Origin of the sequence: Desulfobaculum sp. SPO524 (assembly GCF_044987625.1) — a bacterium.
Lineage (GTDB): Bacteria > Desulfobacterota > Desulfovibrionia > Desulfovibrionales > Desulfovibrionaceae > Desulfobaculum.
Window position 1 is genome coordinate 217,670 of sequence record NZ_JBJDSB010000004.1, and the last position, 17,376, is coordinate 235,045.

Sequence of the window (17,376 nt, forward strand, 5' to 3'; positions counted from 1 at the left end):
GTAAAAAGATGTGCCGCCTGATGGTGGTGGCGCGCGCATCCGGAGCAGGTGCGGCCCGCCGGGCCTTGGGGCGCAGCGTGTGGGGCGCCGGGCGCTGGCGGCGCAAGGGGGTGCGGTTTGCTCTGGAGTTCCTGTGTTTCGGTGTGTTGTGGGCGGTGGGGCAATTCCGACCAAATAACACAGGATTCCTTGACGCCGCCGCATGGCGTTACTACCTCAGGTTCTAGCGAAGTGAGCCCTGCGTCGCCTTCATCCAGTCCGGCGCGGGCGCATGTTGCCGCGCCGCACAGCCGCTCAAGCATGGCGTGCGCTGCGCCGCATGTTGGCTGGCCCGCCGCAAGGCACCGCAGGGCGTCAGTATGCCCGCGTAGCCGCAGGGAGATGAGGGCAATATCGCACGGGGTGAGGTGACATGGAGCCGTTAGCTGCGCGCTGTCTGTAAAAATGCTTATCCCGCTGGCAAGACGCGCCGAGGAATTGACCACGGCGGCGAATGCTGCGCCGATGGTGCATGATGGTGGGGCGTGGAAAATTGTCTGTTCATCCGAAGGCATGCGTCCTCCCGGACTGCTGTGCTTCGCGCCGTTGCCATGGTATGCGTGATGCTTACCTTGTCTTATCGGCATTCTGCACCTGCGTCTTGAGGCGTCTGCGGCGGAAAAACATCAGGGATATCCTGCCGTGGCGGGCGTTAAGAGCGTTTCGTCCGTAAAGCTGGCAGGTTGCATTCATACCGAAAACACCAAGGAGAGTCGGAAATGTCCGAACCCGTCGACCAGTACTATGAACTGCGTCTGGAACAGACCAGAAAGGCCCTTGAGAAGAACGGATTCGCCGCCCATGTGGTCAAGGATAAGGACGCGGCCCGCCAGCTTGTGATGGACGAGATTATCCCCGGCCTTATCGAGGAAAAGGGCGCCAAGGTCGTTGGTCTTGGTGGCTCCATGACCATTACGGCCAGCGGCATTTATGACGCGGTGAAGGCCGACGGACGCCTTGAGCTTATCGACTCCTACGGCGGCGACCCGGCGCAGTCCCTTGAACTGCGCCGCAAGGCCCTGCTCTCCGATATTTTCCTCACCGGCACCAACGCCGTTGTGGAAGACGGCTGTTTGGTGAATCTGGACGGACTGGGCAACCGCGTGGCGGCCATGGCCTTTGGTCCGGAAAATGTCATCGTGGTTGTGGGCCGCAATAAGCTGTGCCCCGATGTGGACACCGCCATGTCCCGCATCAAGGAATTTGCCGCGCCGGCCAACTCCATCCGGCTGGACCGCAAAACCCCCTGTACCAAGACCGGCTCCTGCGCCGACTGTAGCGCGCCGGGCCGCATCTGCAATTCGTGGCTCATCACTGAAAAGTCCGCGCCGAAGCACCGCATCCATGTTGTGCTTATCGGCGAGGACCTCGGCCTGTAGGCGGGAGGAGCGATGCCCTTTGCAACTCCGGCTTGGGATTTGGCCCTGTTTAATGCGCTGCATTTCGGCCTGCGGGGTACCGTCCTTGATGTGCTGATGCCGCTGGTTTCGTCGCCGCTGCTCTTGTGGGCGGTGGTGGGCGGCGGTTTGGTCCTTGGTCTGCGCCATGTGTCGTGGCAGCGGCGGGCCGTTGTGCTCATCGCCTTGCTGGCGACGCTGGGGCTGACCGACGGTGGGACCAATATCGTGAAGCACAGCGTGGGCCGGGTGCGTCCGCTCAACGCCCTTGCCGGGGTGCATTACCACGAGGATGGCGCATGGCAACAGCGCCCCGCCGACTATGTGCAGACCAAGGAGCGCGGCAATTCCTATCCCTCGGCCCATGCGGCAAGTTCCATGGCCGTGGCGTGCCTGCTGGCGTTCTTTTGGCCGCGCGTGCGGCGCAGCATTTGGCTGCTGCCCCTTGTGGTGGGCTTCTCGCGCGTGTATCTCGCCAAGCATTATCCCCTCGACGTCGGCATGGGGTGGCTCTTTGGCATTGGCGCGGCCCTCGCGACCTGCGCTGTGCTCCTTGCCCTCGGTCACGGCGCGTCCGTTGGCGCGGACCCGTCCCATGACGAGACGTCACCCGAAGACGGGGCGGCGCCGGGCGCGTAATCCGGCCACGCTCCAAACGGCGCCCTATATCATCAAAAAGCCCCCGGCAGAATGTTTTGCCGGGGGCTTTCGTTTGTGCATGCGCGGGGCGGGTTATGGCTCCACGGTGAGGATGTAGGCCTTGTCCCAGTTGAGGTAGGTCTTGGCGACGTTTTGAATGTCCTTGCCCGTCAGGTGCTGGGCCTTTTCGATGATGTCCTGCTCGTAGTGCAGTGGCTCATCGAGCATGACGTTATGCGCAGCCTCACGCGCGCGGGCGGACAGGCTTTGGTTCTGGCGGTAGTAGGAGCCGCGCATCAGGTTCTGGGCGCGGCTGATGGTGGCCTCAGGCAGGGGCGCTTCCTTGAGCTGGGCCACGGTGTTGTGGAAGCCCTGCAGGGCCTTTTCCAGCTTGTTTTTGTTGGTGCCGATGTAAAAGGCGAGGAAGCCGGTTTTCGGAGCCTGCCACAACAGGGCGGTGACGGAGTAGCCCAGCCCCTGCTTGTCGCGCAGGTCGCTGAAAAGCAGTCCGCTCTGCCCGGCGAGGATGTCGCGCAGCAGGTCCAACTCGGCCCGGTGTTCACCGAGTTCGCCGGGAACGGGGAAGATGGCGAGCAGGTGCGCCTGATTGCGCTCGGCAAGGTTCAGTTTCAGCTCGCGGTCCGTGTTCCAGTCCGGCGTGTTGTAGCCAAAGGGTTCGCCGGGCTGGGCCTTGGCGAAGGACTCCGCCATGTCGATGATGGCGTCTCGGTCGTACGTGCCGCAGACGGCCAGCGTCCAGCGCTGCTTGCGCTGGCGCTCCCAGTAGGACAGCACGTCGTCCCGCGTGATCTCGGCTACATCTTCCACGGTGCCAAGCTGCGAGAGGCGGTAGGGCGTGTTCGCATACAGGAAGGGGAACATGTGCTGCAGGGCAAGGCCAAGGGGCTGGTCCTGCAACTGCTTTACCTGCGCAATTTGCTCCTTGCGGGCGCGGTCGATTTCCTTTTCGGCAAAGGCTGGGGACTGCAACGTCTCGCGGAAGAGCGGCAGCATCTCGTCCTCGTACCGGGTGGGATACCGCGTGGACAAGACGAAGAAGTCGCTCCCCGCACTGGCGGAGATGGACGCCGCGCGTCCGGAGAGAGCCTTGCGGAATTCCGGCGCGCTCAGGCGTGTGGTGCCCTTGGTCAGGGCTTTGGCCGTAAGCGAGGAAACGCCTTCTTCGCCGGGGAAGATGAGCGCGTTGCCGCCACGGAAGGCCATGGTCATGGCCGTGTAGGGCAGGGTATCGTCGGGCTGGAGCACCAGCGAATGGCCGCCGGGCAGGTCGATAACTTCCGTTGTGGCGTCATCCTGCGCGGTGCGCTCGACGGATTGCGTCTCCTGCGCGGGCCAGACGTCCTGCATGGTGCTCTTCATGGCCGCGGTGACGGCTTCCGGCTCATCTGAGGATTTATCAAGCTCCACGGCAACGCGTGCGGCGCCGGGCTGGATGTAGGTATCAATCAGGCGCTGGAGTTCCTTGGCATTCACGGCGTCCAGGCGCGAGGCGTAGCGGTCTTCGGCCTTGGTGCTGCCTTCAAAGAACTGGAAGTAGCCCAGCTTGGAGGTCAGCCCGCCGATGGTTTCGCGGCTGGAATAGAGCGAGTCCTGAATGTTCAAGACGGCACTCTCGTAGTCCTTGTCCGTGAAGGAGTCGCCCGAGAGTCCGGCAAGGGTGGATTGCAGTTCCTTCCAGAAGGCGGGGAGCTTGTCGCCGTCCAGCGTGGCGCTGATGTACAGCATGCCGACCTGATCCAGGGTCATGCTGTACGCGGAGATTTGGTCCACAAGGCCCTTGTCGTATTTGAGGTGGCGGTACAGCAGCGAGGTGTTGTCGCCGCCCAGCATGTGGGCCAAAAGGTCCAGCCCTGCGATGTCGTCGGAATGCAGGCTGGGGATGGGGAAGGCCACGGCCAGATAGGTTTTGTTCCATGGGCCCTTGGATACGGCAAAGTGCGGACCGTCGGCTTCGGGCAGCGGCAGGGGGCGTTTGGGCTTCAGGGTACGGGTGTTGGTCAGGGAGCCGAAGTGCTTCTGCACCAGCGCTGTGGCCTCGTCCATGTCCACATCGCCGCACACCACGGCCAGCATGGACTGCGGCTGGTAGTAGGTGTCGATGTAGTCCTTGATGTCCTGTCTGGTGATGTTTGTGACCGTTTCTCGGTTGCCGATGATGGGCCACTGGTAGGGCGTACCGCCCCACAGCATGGGCTGCATGGCTTTAAACACGCGGCTGGCGGCGGCGTCCTCGCCGCGTTCCAGTTCGGAGATGACGACCTTTTTCTCGCGCTCAAGTTCCTCGGGGTCGAGGGTGGCGCCAAAGGCCATGTCTTTAATAACGTCGACGCCAAGGGCAAGATGCTCGGCGGGGACGTCTACCTTGTAGACGGTATAGTCAAAGCTGGTGGCGGCGTTCAGCGAGCCGCCAACGCTCTCCACGTCCGCGGCGATGTCGCCGGCGGCGCGGGAGTCGGACCCCTTGAAGACCATGTGCTCCAGCAGGTGGCTGATGCCCGCCTGCTCGCGCGTTTCGTAGGCCGAACCGGCGTGCACGTAGAGGCGCAGGGAGACAAGGGGAAAACGCGTGTCGCGCTGGACAAGAACGTTCAGCCCGTTGGGCAGGACGGTCAGGCTCTGGTCTGCCGCGGCAAAGGCTGGCGCGGCATTAAGCGAAGTGGCCATACCGAGCACTCCGATGAAAAAAAGTAATTTGCGCAGCATAGTGCACTCCATGTTTCTCCTTCGTATGAACCGCCTTGCGGCGTGTGGCCGGGCAAGGCGGCATGACAGGGGCGGCATTGGGTCGCGTCCGGACGGGCGAAAAAAAGCGCGTCCGTCCGGAAGATGGTAGTTCCGAATGGAAAAAAAACAAGGGGGAAGACGCAGATGGCGCGTGTGGTAAGCCCCGGCCCGGAAGAGCGTCATGGGCGGAACCCGCGCGGCGCGCGGGATGGCGCGCCGCGCGGGGGGCGTATTCAGGTGAGGCAGGCTCCGCCGCCAAGGCAGTAGTTCTCCACAAAGGTGCCGATCTGCACGCCAAGGTGAACGCATTTGGTGCCGTCAATGCAGTCGGCGGCGTCCTGCTCGCTGATGTGCGTGCTGAGGCTGTGTTCGCCGTTGTCTATGGAGATGAGCCAGTCGCCGGTCTGTTTGTCCTTGGTCACGGTTACACCAAGGCTGTGCTTGCCAATTTCCGGGTACAGCGTGCGGATTTTCTCTTCAAGACTGCGTGCATCAATCGTCATGGGCGGACCTCCTCGTGGTCTTGCCTGTGTAGTTCATTGCACTTGCATTACGCTAGCATATGGCGCGCGGCGTCGCAAAAGGTAGCCGCAGCCGTCTCTTCTTTTACTTTTTGCGCCATGCGCCCGATGGGTCCTGAATCCACCAGCCTCCGGGCGCTTTGCTTTGCCATGTGCGGGCAAAGACGTCCTGCACCTTGTGGGTTTCTGATGTCTCCAGCGCTTTGGCCACCTCGGCATAGAGGGTGTGGCGCAGTTCATTGTCCGCGCGGACCAGCCGTTTGAGGTCGGCAAAGCTCTTCATGGACAGCCCGCCCTTGTCGCGGATGACCACATCGCCGTTTTTGGCAATGCCGATAACGCCCGAGGCGTAGTGCGGGGCAAGGCGGGCGTGGTTCTGCTCAAGCTGGGCCTTGATGCCACGGATGGCGGCGTTGCTGACTGTGGCCGCACTTTGGGCGTGGGCCGTGGACGGGCCAAGGGCGGCAAGGAAGGTGCGGAGCATGCTCTCGCCGTTGGTGGCGGGCTGTTGCTCCTGCTCGCCGCCATCAGGGGTGTAGATGTCCTCCACAAGGGTGTCGGCGGCCTGCCGGACCTCGGCGGCGGGGAAATAGATATTCACCGTGACGCATGCGCCAAGCATGGTCAGGGCGGTGAGCCAAAACAGGGTGCGTGTGACGCGGCGGGTCATGGAGCCTCCTTGCCGGATTGCGGCGATGTTGTGGTGACGCGCTGAATGCGCTGCATCATGTCCGAAAAGGCAATCCTGTTCTGCGGCGTGCGGTTGATGACATTGATGCCGAAGAGCAGGGGCTTCTTGATCAAATACTCTATCCCGCCTTCGCGGAGCAAGCCCCGCACGGAAAAGATGTCATCGTCCAGGTGGCAGTGGATGCCGATGCTGTCGTACCCAAATTCCTTAAACATGGACGCAAAAGCCCCCGCTCCAAGCCCGGCCAACCCCTGCCCCGTACCGATAACGGAGATGGTGTTCACCGCCTTGAGGCTGACGCGCTTTGACACGCCCGGTGCGTTTGTGGAGCGCAGGGTGAGGTCCATGCCGACGGGCTGGCCGTAGGCCACCAGCACGCCCTGCGCCGTCAGGTTGAGCCGTCCGGTGATGCGGCCAACCTCCAGCGCGGCGCTGAGGGGTTCAAGATCAATGTCCGAAATGGTGATGGCGTCCACGCCCGCCACCCGAGCGCCGGAGAAGGGATGCCGCATGCCGATGCCGCGTATGTCCCCCGTGCCGCCAAAGAATGCGACGCCAAGGGTGCCCGTGGTCGTCAGGGCGTCTTCATTGAGGACGATGTGCCCGAGGGAGCCGGAAATGCTCCCCTCAAGCGGAACGCCTGTGTCCAGCGCCGCAAGGTCCACGCCGTCCACCCGGCCGGTGCAGCGCAGGGTGGCAGCCGGGGAAAACGGCGCGTCCACGAGGATGCCGCGCAGGGTAAGGGTGCCGCCGTAGAGGGACAGGGGGAGGTCGCCGCGCGTGCGGCAATGGTTCGGCTCCAGCCGGACCCGAAGGCCGATGTCCGGAGTGGTTCCCGTCGGCAGGGTGAGGGTGCGCGCCGTAAGGCGTCCCCAGTCTGCGGGAACCGGGAAGCGCCGTGGCGGACGGGCTTCGGCGATGGAAAAGGGCAGAGTCAGCGACAGGTCCGTGGCGGCTATCTCCAGCTGGGGCGCGGTAGCTGTGAGGGTTGGAACGCGGAGTGTGCCGGTGGCGGCAAAGCCCGCCCGCGACGCCGCAATGTCCGCGCGCAGGCTGGCGCGGCCCGTGAGCGTGGCGTCCGCAATGGATGGGACGATCGGCGCCAGCGGCTCCCTGATGAAGCGGGAAAAGAGCGGGCCGAGGGCGGCGATGTCAATGCGTGTGGCCCCGGCAAGGCGCGGGCTGGTGCGCAGTGCGTCCACGCGCCCTTGCGTCAGGGCAAAGGTGGCGGCGCTACCCACGGTCAGGGTGCCGTTAAGATTACGCAGGCGGTCCGCGCTGGGGCGCTGGCAAGCGGCATCCAAGACAAAAGGCATGTCTGCAAAGTTCATATACAGCGTGGTGTAGAGGAGTTCGCCGCTCTCGCAGACCACAGTGCCCCGCAGTTCTTGCCCGGCGCTTTCTGCCGCAAGTTGGAGGTGCATGCCATCAACGAGCAGGCTGTCGTCCTGTGAGGCCATGGCGATATCGCGTAGGTCCGCATTCAGGCGGTAGCGCGGGCCGCGCGGGGTGTGGTCCAGCATGAGCGCAATGTCTGCCGCGCCCGTCGCGGGCGGCATAACCTGCGGGAGCATATCAAAGGCGCGGAAGAACCCCAGCGCGCCGGAAAGCGTGGCATCCGGAGCGCGCAGACGCAGGGAAAAGCGATTCGGGGTGTCCAGCGGGATGGCGGCGGAGCCTGTGATGCGCCCAAGGGGCGCGGTGGCGGCGCTGAAGGATTCAATGGTCACGGCGTTGTTCTCCTGCCTCACAATGGCCTGCGCCGTGATGGGGCCAAAGGGCAAGGGGCTGCCGGCAACACGCAGGGCATCCTTGGGAATGCGCAGGTCATGGATGGATGCCACAGGCGCGAGCGGTGTTCCGGACAGGGCAATTTCCGCCTGCGCTTCTGCGAGGGAGAATGGCGCGTCTGCGTCCACCGCTGCGTAGCGCAGGCCAAGATGCATTTTGCCATCGAGGTTAATCTCTTCAAGGGAATCCGGTGGGAGCAGGAGCGTCGCGCCCATGGTTCCGGACCAGTCAAGGCGTGTTGGGCCTTGCGGCCAAGTGACGGAGAGCCCTTCTGTGGTGATGGCGGCGCGCACTGGGGCCGTACCTGTGTCTCCGGGCGGGCGGTCCAGCGCGCAGGTGAAGTGCACAGCGCCGTCAAGCTGTGGGCGCGCGCCCTGCGGCAACAGCATCCCGAAAAACGGGGCAAGGCGCTTTGTCTCGGGGATGATGCCCCGCAGGTCCAGCGCCTGGACGCCCTTTGGGGTGAGCGTTCCCGAGCCTTCGGTGTGCAGAACGTTGTCCACCGTTATGGACAGGGACTGCACACGCAGAGTGTCGTCGGCAGTGAGCAATGCGCCGGTCCCCCGCACATCGACGGATGATATTGGAATCAACCGTTGGCGCTCTGGCAGGATGAGCGAGCGGGCCGTCAGTTCAACGGAGCGGACATGCAGGGTTGCCGCGTCCCACAGCACCTGCGCCGTGAAGGCCGCATCACCCGTGAGTTTGGAGCTGGTGAAATGGATATTCGGCATGGTGACAAGGCCGTCCACAGCGCCGTCCGGCAGGATGCTGCCGGATGAACGCAGTGTGGCCGTGGCGGTCGCCGACCCGTGTTTCTCACGGGCGAAGGAGAGGGTCGCGTCGGAAATCCACCGCATGGCTTGCCCGTCACGCGCTGCCGTTACGGACAGATGCCGCAGCAGCGCATTGCCCTGCGGTGAGGTGATGCGCAGTTGCCCATCATGGATGCTCAAGTGCTCCGCAAGGATTGGCAGAGGCGTCGGAGTCGGGGCGGTGTGCGCGTCTTGTGCTGCGGTGTCCGGGCCCTTGCCCGCCGCGAGCACAAGCAGCGGGCGATCGATTTCAATGCGGGAGAGAACAGGGCCGGGGCCAAATATGCCGCCCGGTGCAAAGGTGACGGTGCCTTTTGGAAGGCTGATGGTCATCCCCGGCGCGGAGGCCTTGGCGCGAAGCACCGTCAGGCGCGGCGGAGTGAGCGATAGGGCAATATGGTCGATATGCAGGGCGATATCCGCCGCAGTGGCCGCGCGCTGTGCAAGGGGGATGAGCAGGCGGGGAGAGGTGACAAGCGCCGTGGCCAGCGCAATGACCACAAGGAGTCCGGCCGCGCAGGCAAGCCCCGTACGGCGCAGGAAAAGCCGCCGCCGTTTTGGGGGCGGCTGCGGGGAGGTGTGGACCTTCATGTGGGTGGCTCCAATGACATGAGCCAATCATAGCAGAACAGCCGCCTTGTGCCGAGAGCCATTCCCGCCGTGCAGGCCGCAGCCACGGAACGACAAAACGCCCCCCGGAGTGGTCCGGAGGGCGTTTCTCTCTCTTTCCCGAAGGAGTGCGGTCAGCCTTCAGCGGGGTTCAAATTTTGCTGGATGATGGCGGCATCGCCTTCCTCGGCCTGAGCGCCAAGGGCTTTGGATGCGCCGTGACAGATGATGGTTTCCCCCGTCATCTCAACGTATCCGGCGGAAAGCACCGTGGAATAGGGCAGCTGCTCCCGCATCTCCTCGTGGCGAATCTTGTCGGAGAAGAGCACGGGGCTCGGCTGGCCGGAGAAATCTTCAAAAAGGATGTACTTCATGGGTCCTCCTGCTGGCAAAAGCCGGACGTGCGCCGTCCAGTCGTGGTGGATGTATAAAGCCAATCGTCCGCCTTGTAAATCCGTAACATGCCGGACAGGAAGAGGAAAGCCGCAAGGCCCCCCAGCAGCGCGCCTGCGACTGTGACAGCAGGCGAAAAGACGCGCACAAAACGTCCAGTGCCGCGATGAAGTTGCAGTGTCCGGGAAAACGCCAACACAGGTGGTCGACACCGATGTAAAGAAGCAGACAGAAAAAGAAAAGAGGCAGAACTTATGGAAACTGATGCACGGGTGTGAAACATCAGTTCCGTGGTGTGGCTATTTTGATGATGTGGTGAAGTTTGTTGGCAAAGGGGGTTGATTCAATGTGATAATTGTGCAAGATACTATGTACAGTCTACTCGAATGTTGTGAGCGGGAGTTTCCACATTCAGTTCTGGCGGAGTGCATGGAACGAAAGGATTCCTCGCCGGGAGTAAAAAAGGAGATGCTATGATGGACGATTACTTGAAAGAAGCACTTGAGATCGTCAAGGCACAGGCGAGTGTCCGCACATTGACGGAAGAAGAGATAACGTCAATGGTCCAGAAGTTGGCTACCGGCATTAAGGGTATCGCCGAAGGCACCCCCCGCGCCGAAGAAAAGCAAGAACCACCCGTCGATCCCAAGAAAGCCATCCGTGAGAAGTCCATCATCAACCTTGAAGATGGCAAGCCTTATAAGATCCTCACCAAGAAAAACCTCGCCAAGTTTGACCTGACTCCCGACGAATACCGCGAGAAATGGGGCTACAAAAAGGGCACCCCCCTTATCTGTAAAGCACTGCAGCGTGAACGCCGCAAAAAGATGAAAGACATGCGCCTGTGGGAAAAAAGAAAAGAAGCCCGCAAAAAAGCCAAACAAAAGAAATAGCCTCCCACAATCGCGTCCTCCCTGTACGACCACAAAAGCCCCGCCAACCGCGGGGCTTTTTGGTGTCGTGTGGGGTGGAGCTGGGCGTAGGATTATTTATATGCTCCGCAGGTTTAAGGGCCGCGGGCCCTTAAAAATCCCAAGTGCGCACAAGCCGGTTGCCCTTGTATGACACTGCCGTCACCCCTGACGGCTCTCGTCCGTGAGAATTCTTTTTGGGGCGTTGGCGCGTTGGATGGGCGGAGAGCATCCCTGCCAAGCTAGGCGAAAAGAATACGAAAGCCCCCCACACACGACACCTCACACCACCTCACTTTTCTGGGCGGCCCCCGCCCAGAAAAGTATAAGGATTCTTAAGGAAATTATTTCCTTAAGTCGCCGAAGGCCCTCTTCCCTTCTCTTCTCAAAGACACCGGCCGGGCATAAAAAATGCCCGGCCGGTGTTGGTGTTTTACATCCGTCTATCTTCTGTAGACAGGTACCACTGGTAGGTTTCGGCGAGGCCTTGGCGCAGGGTGCGGGTTGGGGTCCAGCCGAGGGCGGTGAGGCGGGTGGTGTCCAGCAGTTTTTGGGGCGTTCCGTCGGGGCGGGAGGTATCGAAGGTGATGTCGCCGGAGTAGCCCACGGTGTCGCGGATGCATTCGGCGAGTTCACGGATGGTCATATCCTTGCCGACGCCGACGTTGACGATGTCTTCGCCGGTGTAGTGTTGCATCAGGTGCAGGCTGGCGTCGGCCATGTCGTCCACGTGCAGGAATTCACGGCGTGGGGAGCCGGAGCCCCAGACGGTGACGCTGGGCGCGCCGTCGAGTTTGGCCTCGTGAAACTTGCGCAGCAGGGCGGGGACGACGTGGGAGGATTCCAGATCGAAGTTGTCGCCGGGGCCGTAGAGGTTGGTGGGCATGAGGCTGATGGCGTCAAACCCGTGCTGACGGCGGTAGGCTTGGCACATCTTGATGCCCGCAATCTTGGCGATGGCGTACCACTCATTGGTGGGTTCCAGTCCGCCGGTGAGGAGGTGTTCTTCCTTCATGGGCTGGGGCGCAAACTTGGGATAGATGCACGAGGAGCCGAGGAACAGGAATTTTGTGACGCCGGAGCGCCACGCCTCATGAATGATGTTGGTCTGCATGGCGAGGTTGTCGCGGATGAAATCCGCAGGGCGCGAGGCATTGGCAAGGATGCCGCCGACGCGCGCTGCGGCCATGAAAATGTAGTCCGGCTTGCGCTCTGCCATAAAGTCGCGCACGGCCTGTTGTTCGGTGAGGTCGCAGTCCTTGTGCGTGGCGGTGATGATGTTCGTAAAACCGGCGCGCTGGAGGCTGCGGACGATGGCGGAGCCGACAAGGCCGCGGTGACCGGCGACGTAGATGCGGGAATCAGGATGCATGTTCAGTCTCGTATGGTTGCTGAGAGAAGGCGCACGCAGACGCCGCCGCAGGGTGCTGGGCGGCGCGTTGTGCGTCATGAAATATGTGCGAAAGGCTTATTCTATATCGCCGTTTTCGGCAATCTTCACATCCTCATAGGGCGCGAGGCGTTTGCGGTACCACTCAAGCTTGGCGTGCTCCATGGCGCTGGAGCACATGGCCAGCTTGGCATAGCTCTCGCCGGTGCGCTCCACAACAAGGGTTGCCAGCTTGTAGATGCAGTAGTTGAGCTCCCCTTCGTTGGTGACGTTGTCTGCCAAGGTGCGCAGGGCGTCGTCGAAACTGTCGCGTCGGTCCTGAGTAATGTAGGGCATGGCGTCTCCTACCGCGGGAGGCGGATGGTGTTGAGAAGGTCCTGTGGCACGGCGTCTGCGGCGATTTCGCACAGGCGCTCGTGGTGGGTGAAGAAGATGACCTGCGTGCGCCGGGCAAGCTCGGCCAGAACGCCAAGGGTGGCGGCGGAGCGCTCGTCGTCAAAGTGCACGAGGATGTCGTCCACAACAAAGGGCAGCGGGGCGTTGGCGTCCAGATACCGCTCCAGCGCGGCAAGGCGCAGGCTCAGATAAAGCTGGTCGCGCGTGCCATCGCTCATGCCGGTGACGGGGACGGTGTCCTCGCCGTTTCGAACGCCCACGATGACGGGCGTGTCGCGCTCGTCAATGTCCTGTTGCAGACCGCTGAAGGACTCCAGAGTCAGGCGCGAGAACAGTTCGCTGGCGCGGGTGAGGACGGGTGTTTGATGCGCCTTGCGGTAGCGCTCAATGGCGTGGGCGAGCACGGTGTGGGCGAGGCGCAGGCGGATGTAGCGGTCCACGTCCGTTTGAATGGCGGCAAGGGTCTGCTCGGCAAGTTCGGCGCTGCGGGCCGCGCGGGAGGTGCCGTCCATGGCCTCGCGGCGGGACTGGAGGCTGCCGATGGCGCGTTCCAATTCGCTACGCTGGGCTTCTGCATCGGCCTTGCGGCGTTCCTGCTCGGCCAGTTCGGCCGCGGCGGCGTCGGGGTCCGTGGAAAGGACATCCTTAATAAAGGCTTCGGCGTCTTCTCCGCCGCGGAAGGTGCGCAGTTGTTCTTCGGCCTCGCGCAGTCCGGTTTCGGCGCGGCGGCGGGTACGCGAGCGTTCCTCGGCTTGCGGCAGTTCGTCGGTGCTGGCGACGCCAGCTTCGGCGCGCAGGGTTTCCAGCACGCCGGCGGCTTCCTGCGCGGCGGCGGTGACGGTGGCGAGTTCGTCGCGCTTGGCGTGAAGCTGGTCCGTGAGGAGGACTGACCGCTGATTGTTGGCCTCGGCAGTGGCGAGGCGGTCCCCAAGGCGGGGGACGGCGTCCAGCGCGTCGAGGCCGTCAAGGTCTGGCGCAAGGTCGGCGATGGCGGCTTGGACGTCCCTTGCGTAGGCGTCGTAGTCGGCGGTGATATCTGTGATGCGGCGTTCCGTGCGGGCGCGGGCATCAAGGGTGGTGAAGAGCTTGGTCAGTGTGCCGGTGATGGTCTCCGCCATGTCGGGCTTGGCGTCGCTGGGCATGGCGAGGGGCGCAAGGGCGCTCTCCCATGCGTCGCGGGCGTCGCGGGCGGCGGCCTGTGCGTCGGCAAGGGCGGCCTCTGCGTCCTTGGCGGCTCGTTCAAGGCGGCGGAGCTCGGCGTCCGCGTCCTCGCGGGTGCGGCGCGCGGCCTCGGCGGCGCGGACTACGTCATCACCGGCGGCAACAGCGTGCTGGAGCTTGGTGTCCGGCGGCAGGTCGGTGCCAAGGTCGCGCAGACAGGCGAGGATATCGTCGCGACAGGCGCAGACGGTGCTGGCAATGCTTTCCGTAATGCCGCGCTGATCGCGGATTTCTGCGGCGTCCACAGTGCGCAGGGTGGTCAGGTCCTTGAGCCAACTGAGCATGCCTTCGGGGTCGTGCGGGGTGATGCCTGCAGGTTTCCACAGGGCGGTCCAGTTGTCCTCCAATGTTGCGCGCTGCTCGCTGAGGGCGGCGGATTCCGTCTCAAGGCGGGCGATGTCGGCTTCAAGGCGGGCACTCTCTTGGCGCGCGGCGTCGGTGCGGGTGACGCGCTTTGCGTCGCGGAACAGGGCGTCGGCGGCGTTGTCGGCTTCGCTCATGGCGGACTGGAACGCGTCGGCGAGGGCGTCCGGCGTGGGGTAGCTGTCGCGGAAAGTTTCGTCCCCGGCGGTCCACGCCTGCCGGACAAGCTGCCATGCCCCGTCGCGGTGCTGGCGCAGGGCGGTGAGGGTGTCGCGGCTTGGGACCTCGCCACCGGAGCGCAACTGGTCCAGCTCGGCCTGCCTGTCGCGCAGGGCGGCGCGGGCTTGGTCGAGGGCGGTGTGCGTGGCGGCCTCACGGTCCTTTTGGGCGCGGAATTCCTTCTCCATATTGCGGACGGTTTCCACTGGTGGCACGGGCAGTTGCTCGGCGGTATCCAGTGTGGCGTCCGGCAAGTCCATACGGCTCAGGGCACTGGAGGCCTTTTCTTGAAGGGCGCTCAGGCGTGTGCAGGCGTCGGTGTACTGCTTGCGTAGATCGCCGTGGGCGCGGGTTTGCTCCAGAATATTGGCAAGGGCCGTGACGTCGGCAGGCTGGGGCAGTGCGCCGAGGGTCTCGCGCTGGTGGGCGAGGGCCTGCCGGGCCTGTGCGTGGGCGCGGCTGGCGCGGTCCTCGCGGTCCTGCATGAGGGTCAGCTGTTTGGCGGCGTGTGTGATGGCCGCCATCTGGTGGTCCGACAGGCGGATGGTTTCGGCGTCCGCAAGGGTGAGGTCCGGGCGCAGGTCGTGGAGCAGACGCTCCGCCTGTTCCGCGTGCTCGCGGCTTTCGCGGGTGAGGGCGGTGCGGTCGGTCAGGGCTTTGCGGTGGGTTTCCTCCGTGCGGGTCAGGCTTTCGATGCGCGACTTGGCGTGGAGGAGGGCCTGCGGAATATCAAGGGCGGCAATGTCGGCCTCAAGGGCGTCGATGGCCTTGGTGAGGTCTGCCGTGCGGCTGTCCGCGCTCTTGAGCGCGGCAAGGGCGTCGTGACGACGGGTGGGAAAATCATCTGGCAGCAGCGGCGCGTCGGCCACGTCGGTAAGTTCGTCACGCAGGGAGTGCTGGCGGCTGACAACGGGGCGCGCGTCCCCGAGGCGCTGGAGGCGGCTCATGGCGCGGGTGAGGTCGCCAATGGTCTGCTGCAGGGCGTCACGCCGCTTTTCGTGGGCGGTGAGTTCCTGCTCCAGCTCCGTATATTCTTCGGGGGTGGTGGCGGCGTCGCGTTCGTCTTGGCGGTGCTGCTTCAGGTTTGCGAGGGCGCTGTTGATGCGCGGGTTGCTGCCGCGGGCCTTGAACAGGGCGTCTTGCTCCGCGCCAAGGGCGCTGAGGGTGTCGCGCAGATGGGCGATGCCGGAGCCTGCGGCAAAGAGGCTTTCGCCAAGGCTGCCGCCCGCGCTGAGGATGTCGCGCCCGCCTTGGGCGAGGGTCTCGTGGCTGATGCCAAAGAGTGCCTCGAACATGTCGCGGTCCACGCCGGAGAGCAGGCGCGCGAGGACGGCCTCGTCCATGGGCGCGCCGCTGTCGTCCTGCAGGGTGTTTTTGCGGCCCTTGCGGCGGGTGAGGCGGATGCTTTCGCCCGAGCCGTTCATAAGCTCCGCGCCGATGCGCAGGGCTTTGTTGGGATGCAGAAAATTGTCCTGCGTGGCGTGGGGGATGCCGTAGAAGAGGTTCGTCACCGCGCGCAGGGCGGAGCTTTTGCCAGCTTCGTTGGGGCCGAACACCACGTGCAGGCCGCCGGTCTGGGCGGGAAAGTCCAGTGTGGCGTCGGTGAAGGGACCGTAGGCGGCAAGGTGCAGGGCGCGAAGCAGCATTAGGACGCCTCCCCGGCCCCGCTGATGCGCGGCAGCACAAGTTCGCGCACGTCGCGTAGGAGCGCGGCGCGCTGGGCGGGGTCGTCAAGGTCCGGCAGGGTGATATCCGCTGCGCCGTTGCGGGAAAGGGCGGCGCGCAGGTCCTTGAAGTCGACGCCCAGTTCGGCAAAGGCTTCGCCGCTCACTTCCAGCTCATCCAAAAAGCGCACAAGGTCGCCTTGTGGGGTGTCGGAATCGCGCAGGGCGTCGATGTCGATGGGGGTGGTGGTCTCGTCGATGACCTTTTCCACCCATGCGGAGCCGCCGCTGGCATCCGTTGCCGCCGTGCGGAGCAGGCTTTGCGCGGCTTCGGGGTCGGCGGCAAGGGCGCTGTGGGCCGGGCAGGCGCCGGAAAGCTGAATGCGCATGGCGAGGGGGCGGCCCTCGGCCTCGGCAAGGTGGCGCTCCATGGCGGCAAGGAAGCGGTCGCAGATGGCGGCGGTGTCCGGCGTATCCGTGGCGTCCACGGCTACGCGGGCAAAGCGCATGACGTCCAGCGGCATGAAGCGGTAGGCGGTGTGGCCGGTTTCGTCCACATCCACACGCACGCAGCCCTTGGGGCCGGTTTCGCGGATATTGCGGCCCTGAAGCACGCCGCTGTAGATGACGGGCGGCGTCTCCACCAGCACCTTGTGGTCATGTACGTGGCCGAGTGCCCAGTAGTCGTAGCCGTGGGCGGCAAGGTCCGTCTGCGAGCAGGGGGCGTAGTTGGCGTGGCCGTCTACGCCCGCCACCGCCGTATGCAACAGGCCAATATTATACAGCCCCGGAACGGGGGGAGGATAGCTTGCGGCTAGGTTCTCCGTCACTGTGGCCCCGGCAAAACTCTGGCCGTGTACGGCAACGCCGATGTCGTCAAAGCGCACGGTCTCGGGCCGGTTGGCGCTGAGGATGTGCACGTTGGCGGGTAGCGTGAGGGAGCGCGTCATTTTATTCTGGGCGTCGTGGTTGCCCCGGATGAGCACAACATGGGTCCCGGCCTCGCGCAGGCGCGTCATTTGGCTGGCGAAGAACAGTCCGGTCTGAAAGTCCTTCCAGTCGCCGTCGTAGACGTCTCCGGCAAGGACGAGGAGAGGGATATTTTCGTCGATGATGGTGTCCACGAGGGACGTCAGCGCGCGCCGCGATGCGCCGCGGACGTCGTCCACGGGCGCGCCGTCGTAGCGTTCAAGGCCTTTGAGCGGACTATCAAGATGGATGTCCGCGGCATGGATAAACGTGAGCATATGGTGTGTGTGGTCCCGCTTTGTGTGATGTCGTTGTCGTCAGGTCGTTAGGTACACGAAATCGGGAGGGGAATCCACAGGGGCGGACAGGCTGGGTGCGCTGCGCGGGGGACTGCCGCGATGGGCGGCAGGGCGGCGCCACAGTGGGCGGAAACGTCGCGGAAAAAGGAGGGAAAAGGGCAAAAAAAGAACCCGCCAGATGCGCTGTATCGGTTATCCGACAGACTCCCGGGCCAGTCACTGGCTGTCAGCCCTTGGGAATAGTCATGCGCGGCAGGTTCCCTGCAGGGGCGTCTCTACACGCCCGGTATGGAGCTGGGGCTCT

Annotated in this window: 12 protein-coding genes; 3 read left to right on the forward strand and 9 right to left on the reverse strand. The window is 63.8% G+C overall.

The annotated features are described in order from the left end of the window. Positions 1-758 precede the first annotated feature (758 nt). Both ACI3L3_RS14035 and ACI3L3_RS14040 read left to right on the forward strand, forming a co-directional pair. Positions 759-1,418: a lactate utilization protein gene (locus tag ACI3L3_RS14035; RefSeq protein ID WP_404845766.1), complete on the forward strand. Its 660-nt coding sequence runs from the start codon at positions 759-761 to the stop codon at positions 1,416-1,418. 12 nt (positions 1,419-1,430) lie between these two features. Next, positions 1,431-2,075 (forward strand): phosphatase PAP2 family protein, encoded by a 645-nt coding sequence (locus ACI3L3_RS14040; protein ID WP_404845767.1) that lies wholly within the window; start codon positions 1,431-1,433, stop codon positions 2,073-2,075. Between the two features lie 93 nt (positions 2,076-2,168). Here ACI3L3_RS14040 and ACI3L3_RS14045 read toward each other — a convergent pair whose 3' ends face one another. From ACI3L3_RS14045 to ACI3L3_RS14065, 5 genes are all read right to left on the reverse strand, one after another. Further along, positions 2,169-4,760, reverse strand: coding sequence for a M16 family metallopeptidase (locus ACI3L3_RS14045; RefSeq protein ID WP_404845768.1), 2,592 nt, complete (start codon positions 4,758-4,760; stop codon positions 2,169-2,171). Between the two features lie 293 nt (positions 4,761-5,053). Continuing rightward, entirely contained in the window at positions 5,054-5,323 is a 270-nt protein-coding gene (locus ACI3L3_RS14050) for a hypothetical protein (RefSeq protein WP_404845769.1), read from the reverse strand. 103 nt (positions 5,324-5,426) lie between these two features. Further along, the gene (locus ACI3L3_RS14055; protein WP_404845770.1) at positions 5,427-6,011 is read right to left on the reverse strand and encodes a DUF1318 domain-containing protein; all 585 of its coding nucleotides are present in this window, start codon (positions 6,009-6,011) and stop codon (positions 5,427-5,429) included. After that, on the reverse strand, positions 6,008-9,229 hold the full coding sequence (locus ACI3L3_RS14060) for a hypothetical protein (RefSeq protein ID WP_404845771.1): 3,222 nt from the start codon (positions 9,227-9,229) through the stop codon (positions 6,008-6,010). The genes ACI3L3_RS14055 and ACI3L3_RS14060 overlap by 4 nt, the downstream gene beginning before the upstream one ends. Before the next feature lie 152 nt (positions 9,230-9,381). Further along, positions 9,382-9,621, reverse strand: a complete 240-nt coding sequence (locus ACI3L3_RS14065) for a hypothetical protein (RefSeq protein WP_404845772.1) — start codon at positions 9,619-9,621, stop codon at positions 9,382-9,384. 495 nt (positions 9,622-10,116) lie between these two features. Here ACI3L3_RS14065 and ACI3L3_RS14070 point away from each other — a divergent pair, with 495 nt between their 5' ends. Next, complete coding sequence (locus ACI3L3_RS14070) at positions 10,117-10,533, forward strand: MucR family transcriptional regulator (protein WP_404845830.1); 417 nt, start codon at positions 10,117-10,119, stop codon at positions 10,531-10,533. Between the two features lie 451 nt (positions 10,534-10,984). Here ACI3L3_RS14070 and ACI3L3_RS14075 read toward each other — a convergent pair whose 3' ends face one another. The 4 genes from ACI3L3_RS14075 to ACI3L3_RS14090 all read right to left on the reverse strand — a co-directional run bounded on the left by ACI3L3_RS14075 (position 10,985) and on the right by ACI3L3_RS14090 (position 17,051). Then, the gene (locus ACI3L3_RS14075) at positions 10,985-11,923 is read right to left on the reverse strand and encodes a GDP-L-fucose synthase family protein (RefSeq protein ID WP_404845773.1); all 939 of its coding nucleotides are present in this window, start codon (positions 11,921-11,923) and stop codon (positions 10,985-10,987) included. A gap of 96 nt (positions 11,924-12,019) precedes the next feature. Next, positions 12,020-12,277, reverse strand: coding sequence for a DUF6899 family protein (locus ACI3L3_RS14080; protein WP_404845774.1), 258 nt, complete (start codon positions 12,275-12,277; stop codon positions 12,020-12,022). 8 nt (positions 12,278-12,285) lie between these two features. Beyond that, on the reverse strand, positions 12,286-15,786 hold the full coding sequence (locus ACI3L3_RS14085) for an AAA family ATPase (RefSeq protein WP_404845775.1): 3,501 nt from the start codon (positions 15,784-15,786) through the stop codon (positions 12,286-12,288). Beyond that, a complete protein-coding gene (locus ACI3L3_RS14090; protein ID WP_404845776.1) occupies positions 15,786-17,051 on the reverse strand; it encodes an exonuclease SbcCD subunit D in 1,266 nt (421 codons plus the stop codon). The genes ACI3L3_RS14085 and ACI3L3_RS14090 overlap by 1 nt, the downstream gene beginning before the upstream one ends. Between the last annotated feature and the right edge of the window lie 325 nt (positions 17,052-17,376).

Bases quoted from the DNA above. Each gene is read 5' to 3' on its own strand.
- ACI3L3_RS14070 (WP_404845830.1), top strand. From the start codon at position 10,117: ATGGACGATTACTTGAAAGAAGCACTTGAGATCGTCAAGGCACAGGCG.
- ACI3L3_RS14050 (WP_404845769.1), bottom strand. From the start codon at position 5,323: ATGACGATTGATGCACGCAGTCTTGAAGAGAAAATCCGCACGCTGTAC.
- ACI3L3_RS14045 (WP_404845768.1), bottom strand. From the start codon at position 4,760: ATGGCCACTTCGCTTAATGCCGCGCCAGCCTTTGCCGCGGCAGACCAG.
- ACI3L3_RS14090 (WP_404845776.1), bottom strand. From the start codon at position 17,051: ATGCTCACGTTTATCCATGCCGCGGACATCCATCTTGATAGTCCGCTC.
- ACI3L3_RS14065 (WP_404845772.1), bottom strand. From the start codon at position 9,621: ATGAAGTACATCCTTTTTGAAGATTTCTCCGGCCAGCCGAGCCCCGTG.
- ACI3L3_RS14080 (WP_404845774.1), bottom strand. From the start codon at position 12,277: ATGCCCTACATTACTCAGGACCGACGCGACAGTTTCGACGACGCCCTG.
- ACI3L3_RS14085 (WP_404845775.1), bottom strand. From the start codon at position 15,786: ATGCTGCTTCGCGCCCTGCACCTTGCCGCCTACGGTCCCTTCACCGAC.
- ACI3L3_RS14035 (WP_404845766.1), top strand. From the start codon at position 759: ATGTCCGAACCCGTCGACCAGTACTATGAACTGCGTCTGGAACAGACC.
- ACI3L3_RS14075 (WP_404845773.1), bottom strand. From the start codon at position 11,923: ATGCATCCTGATTCCCGCATCTACGTCGCCGGTCACCGCGGCCTTGTC.
- ACI3L3_RS14055 (WP_404845770.1), bottom strand. From the start codon at position 6,011: ATGACCCGCCGCGTCACACGCACCCTGTTTTGGCTCACCGCCCTGACC.
- ACI3L3_RS14060 (WP_404845771.1), bottom strand. From the start codon at position 9,229: ATGAAGGTCCACACCTCCCCGCAGCCGCCCCCAAAACGGCGGCGGCTT.
- ACI3L3_RS14040 (WP_404845767.1), top strand. From the start codon at position 1,431: ATGCCCTTTGCAACTCCGGCTTGGGATTTGGCCCTGTTTAATGCGCTG.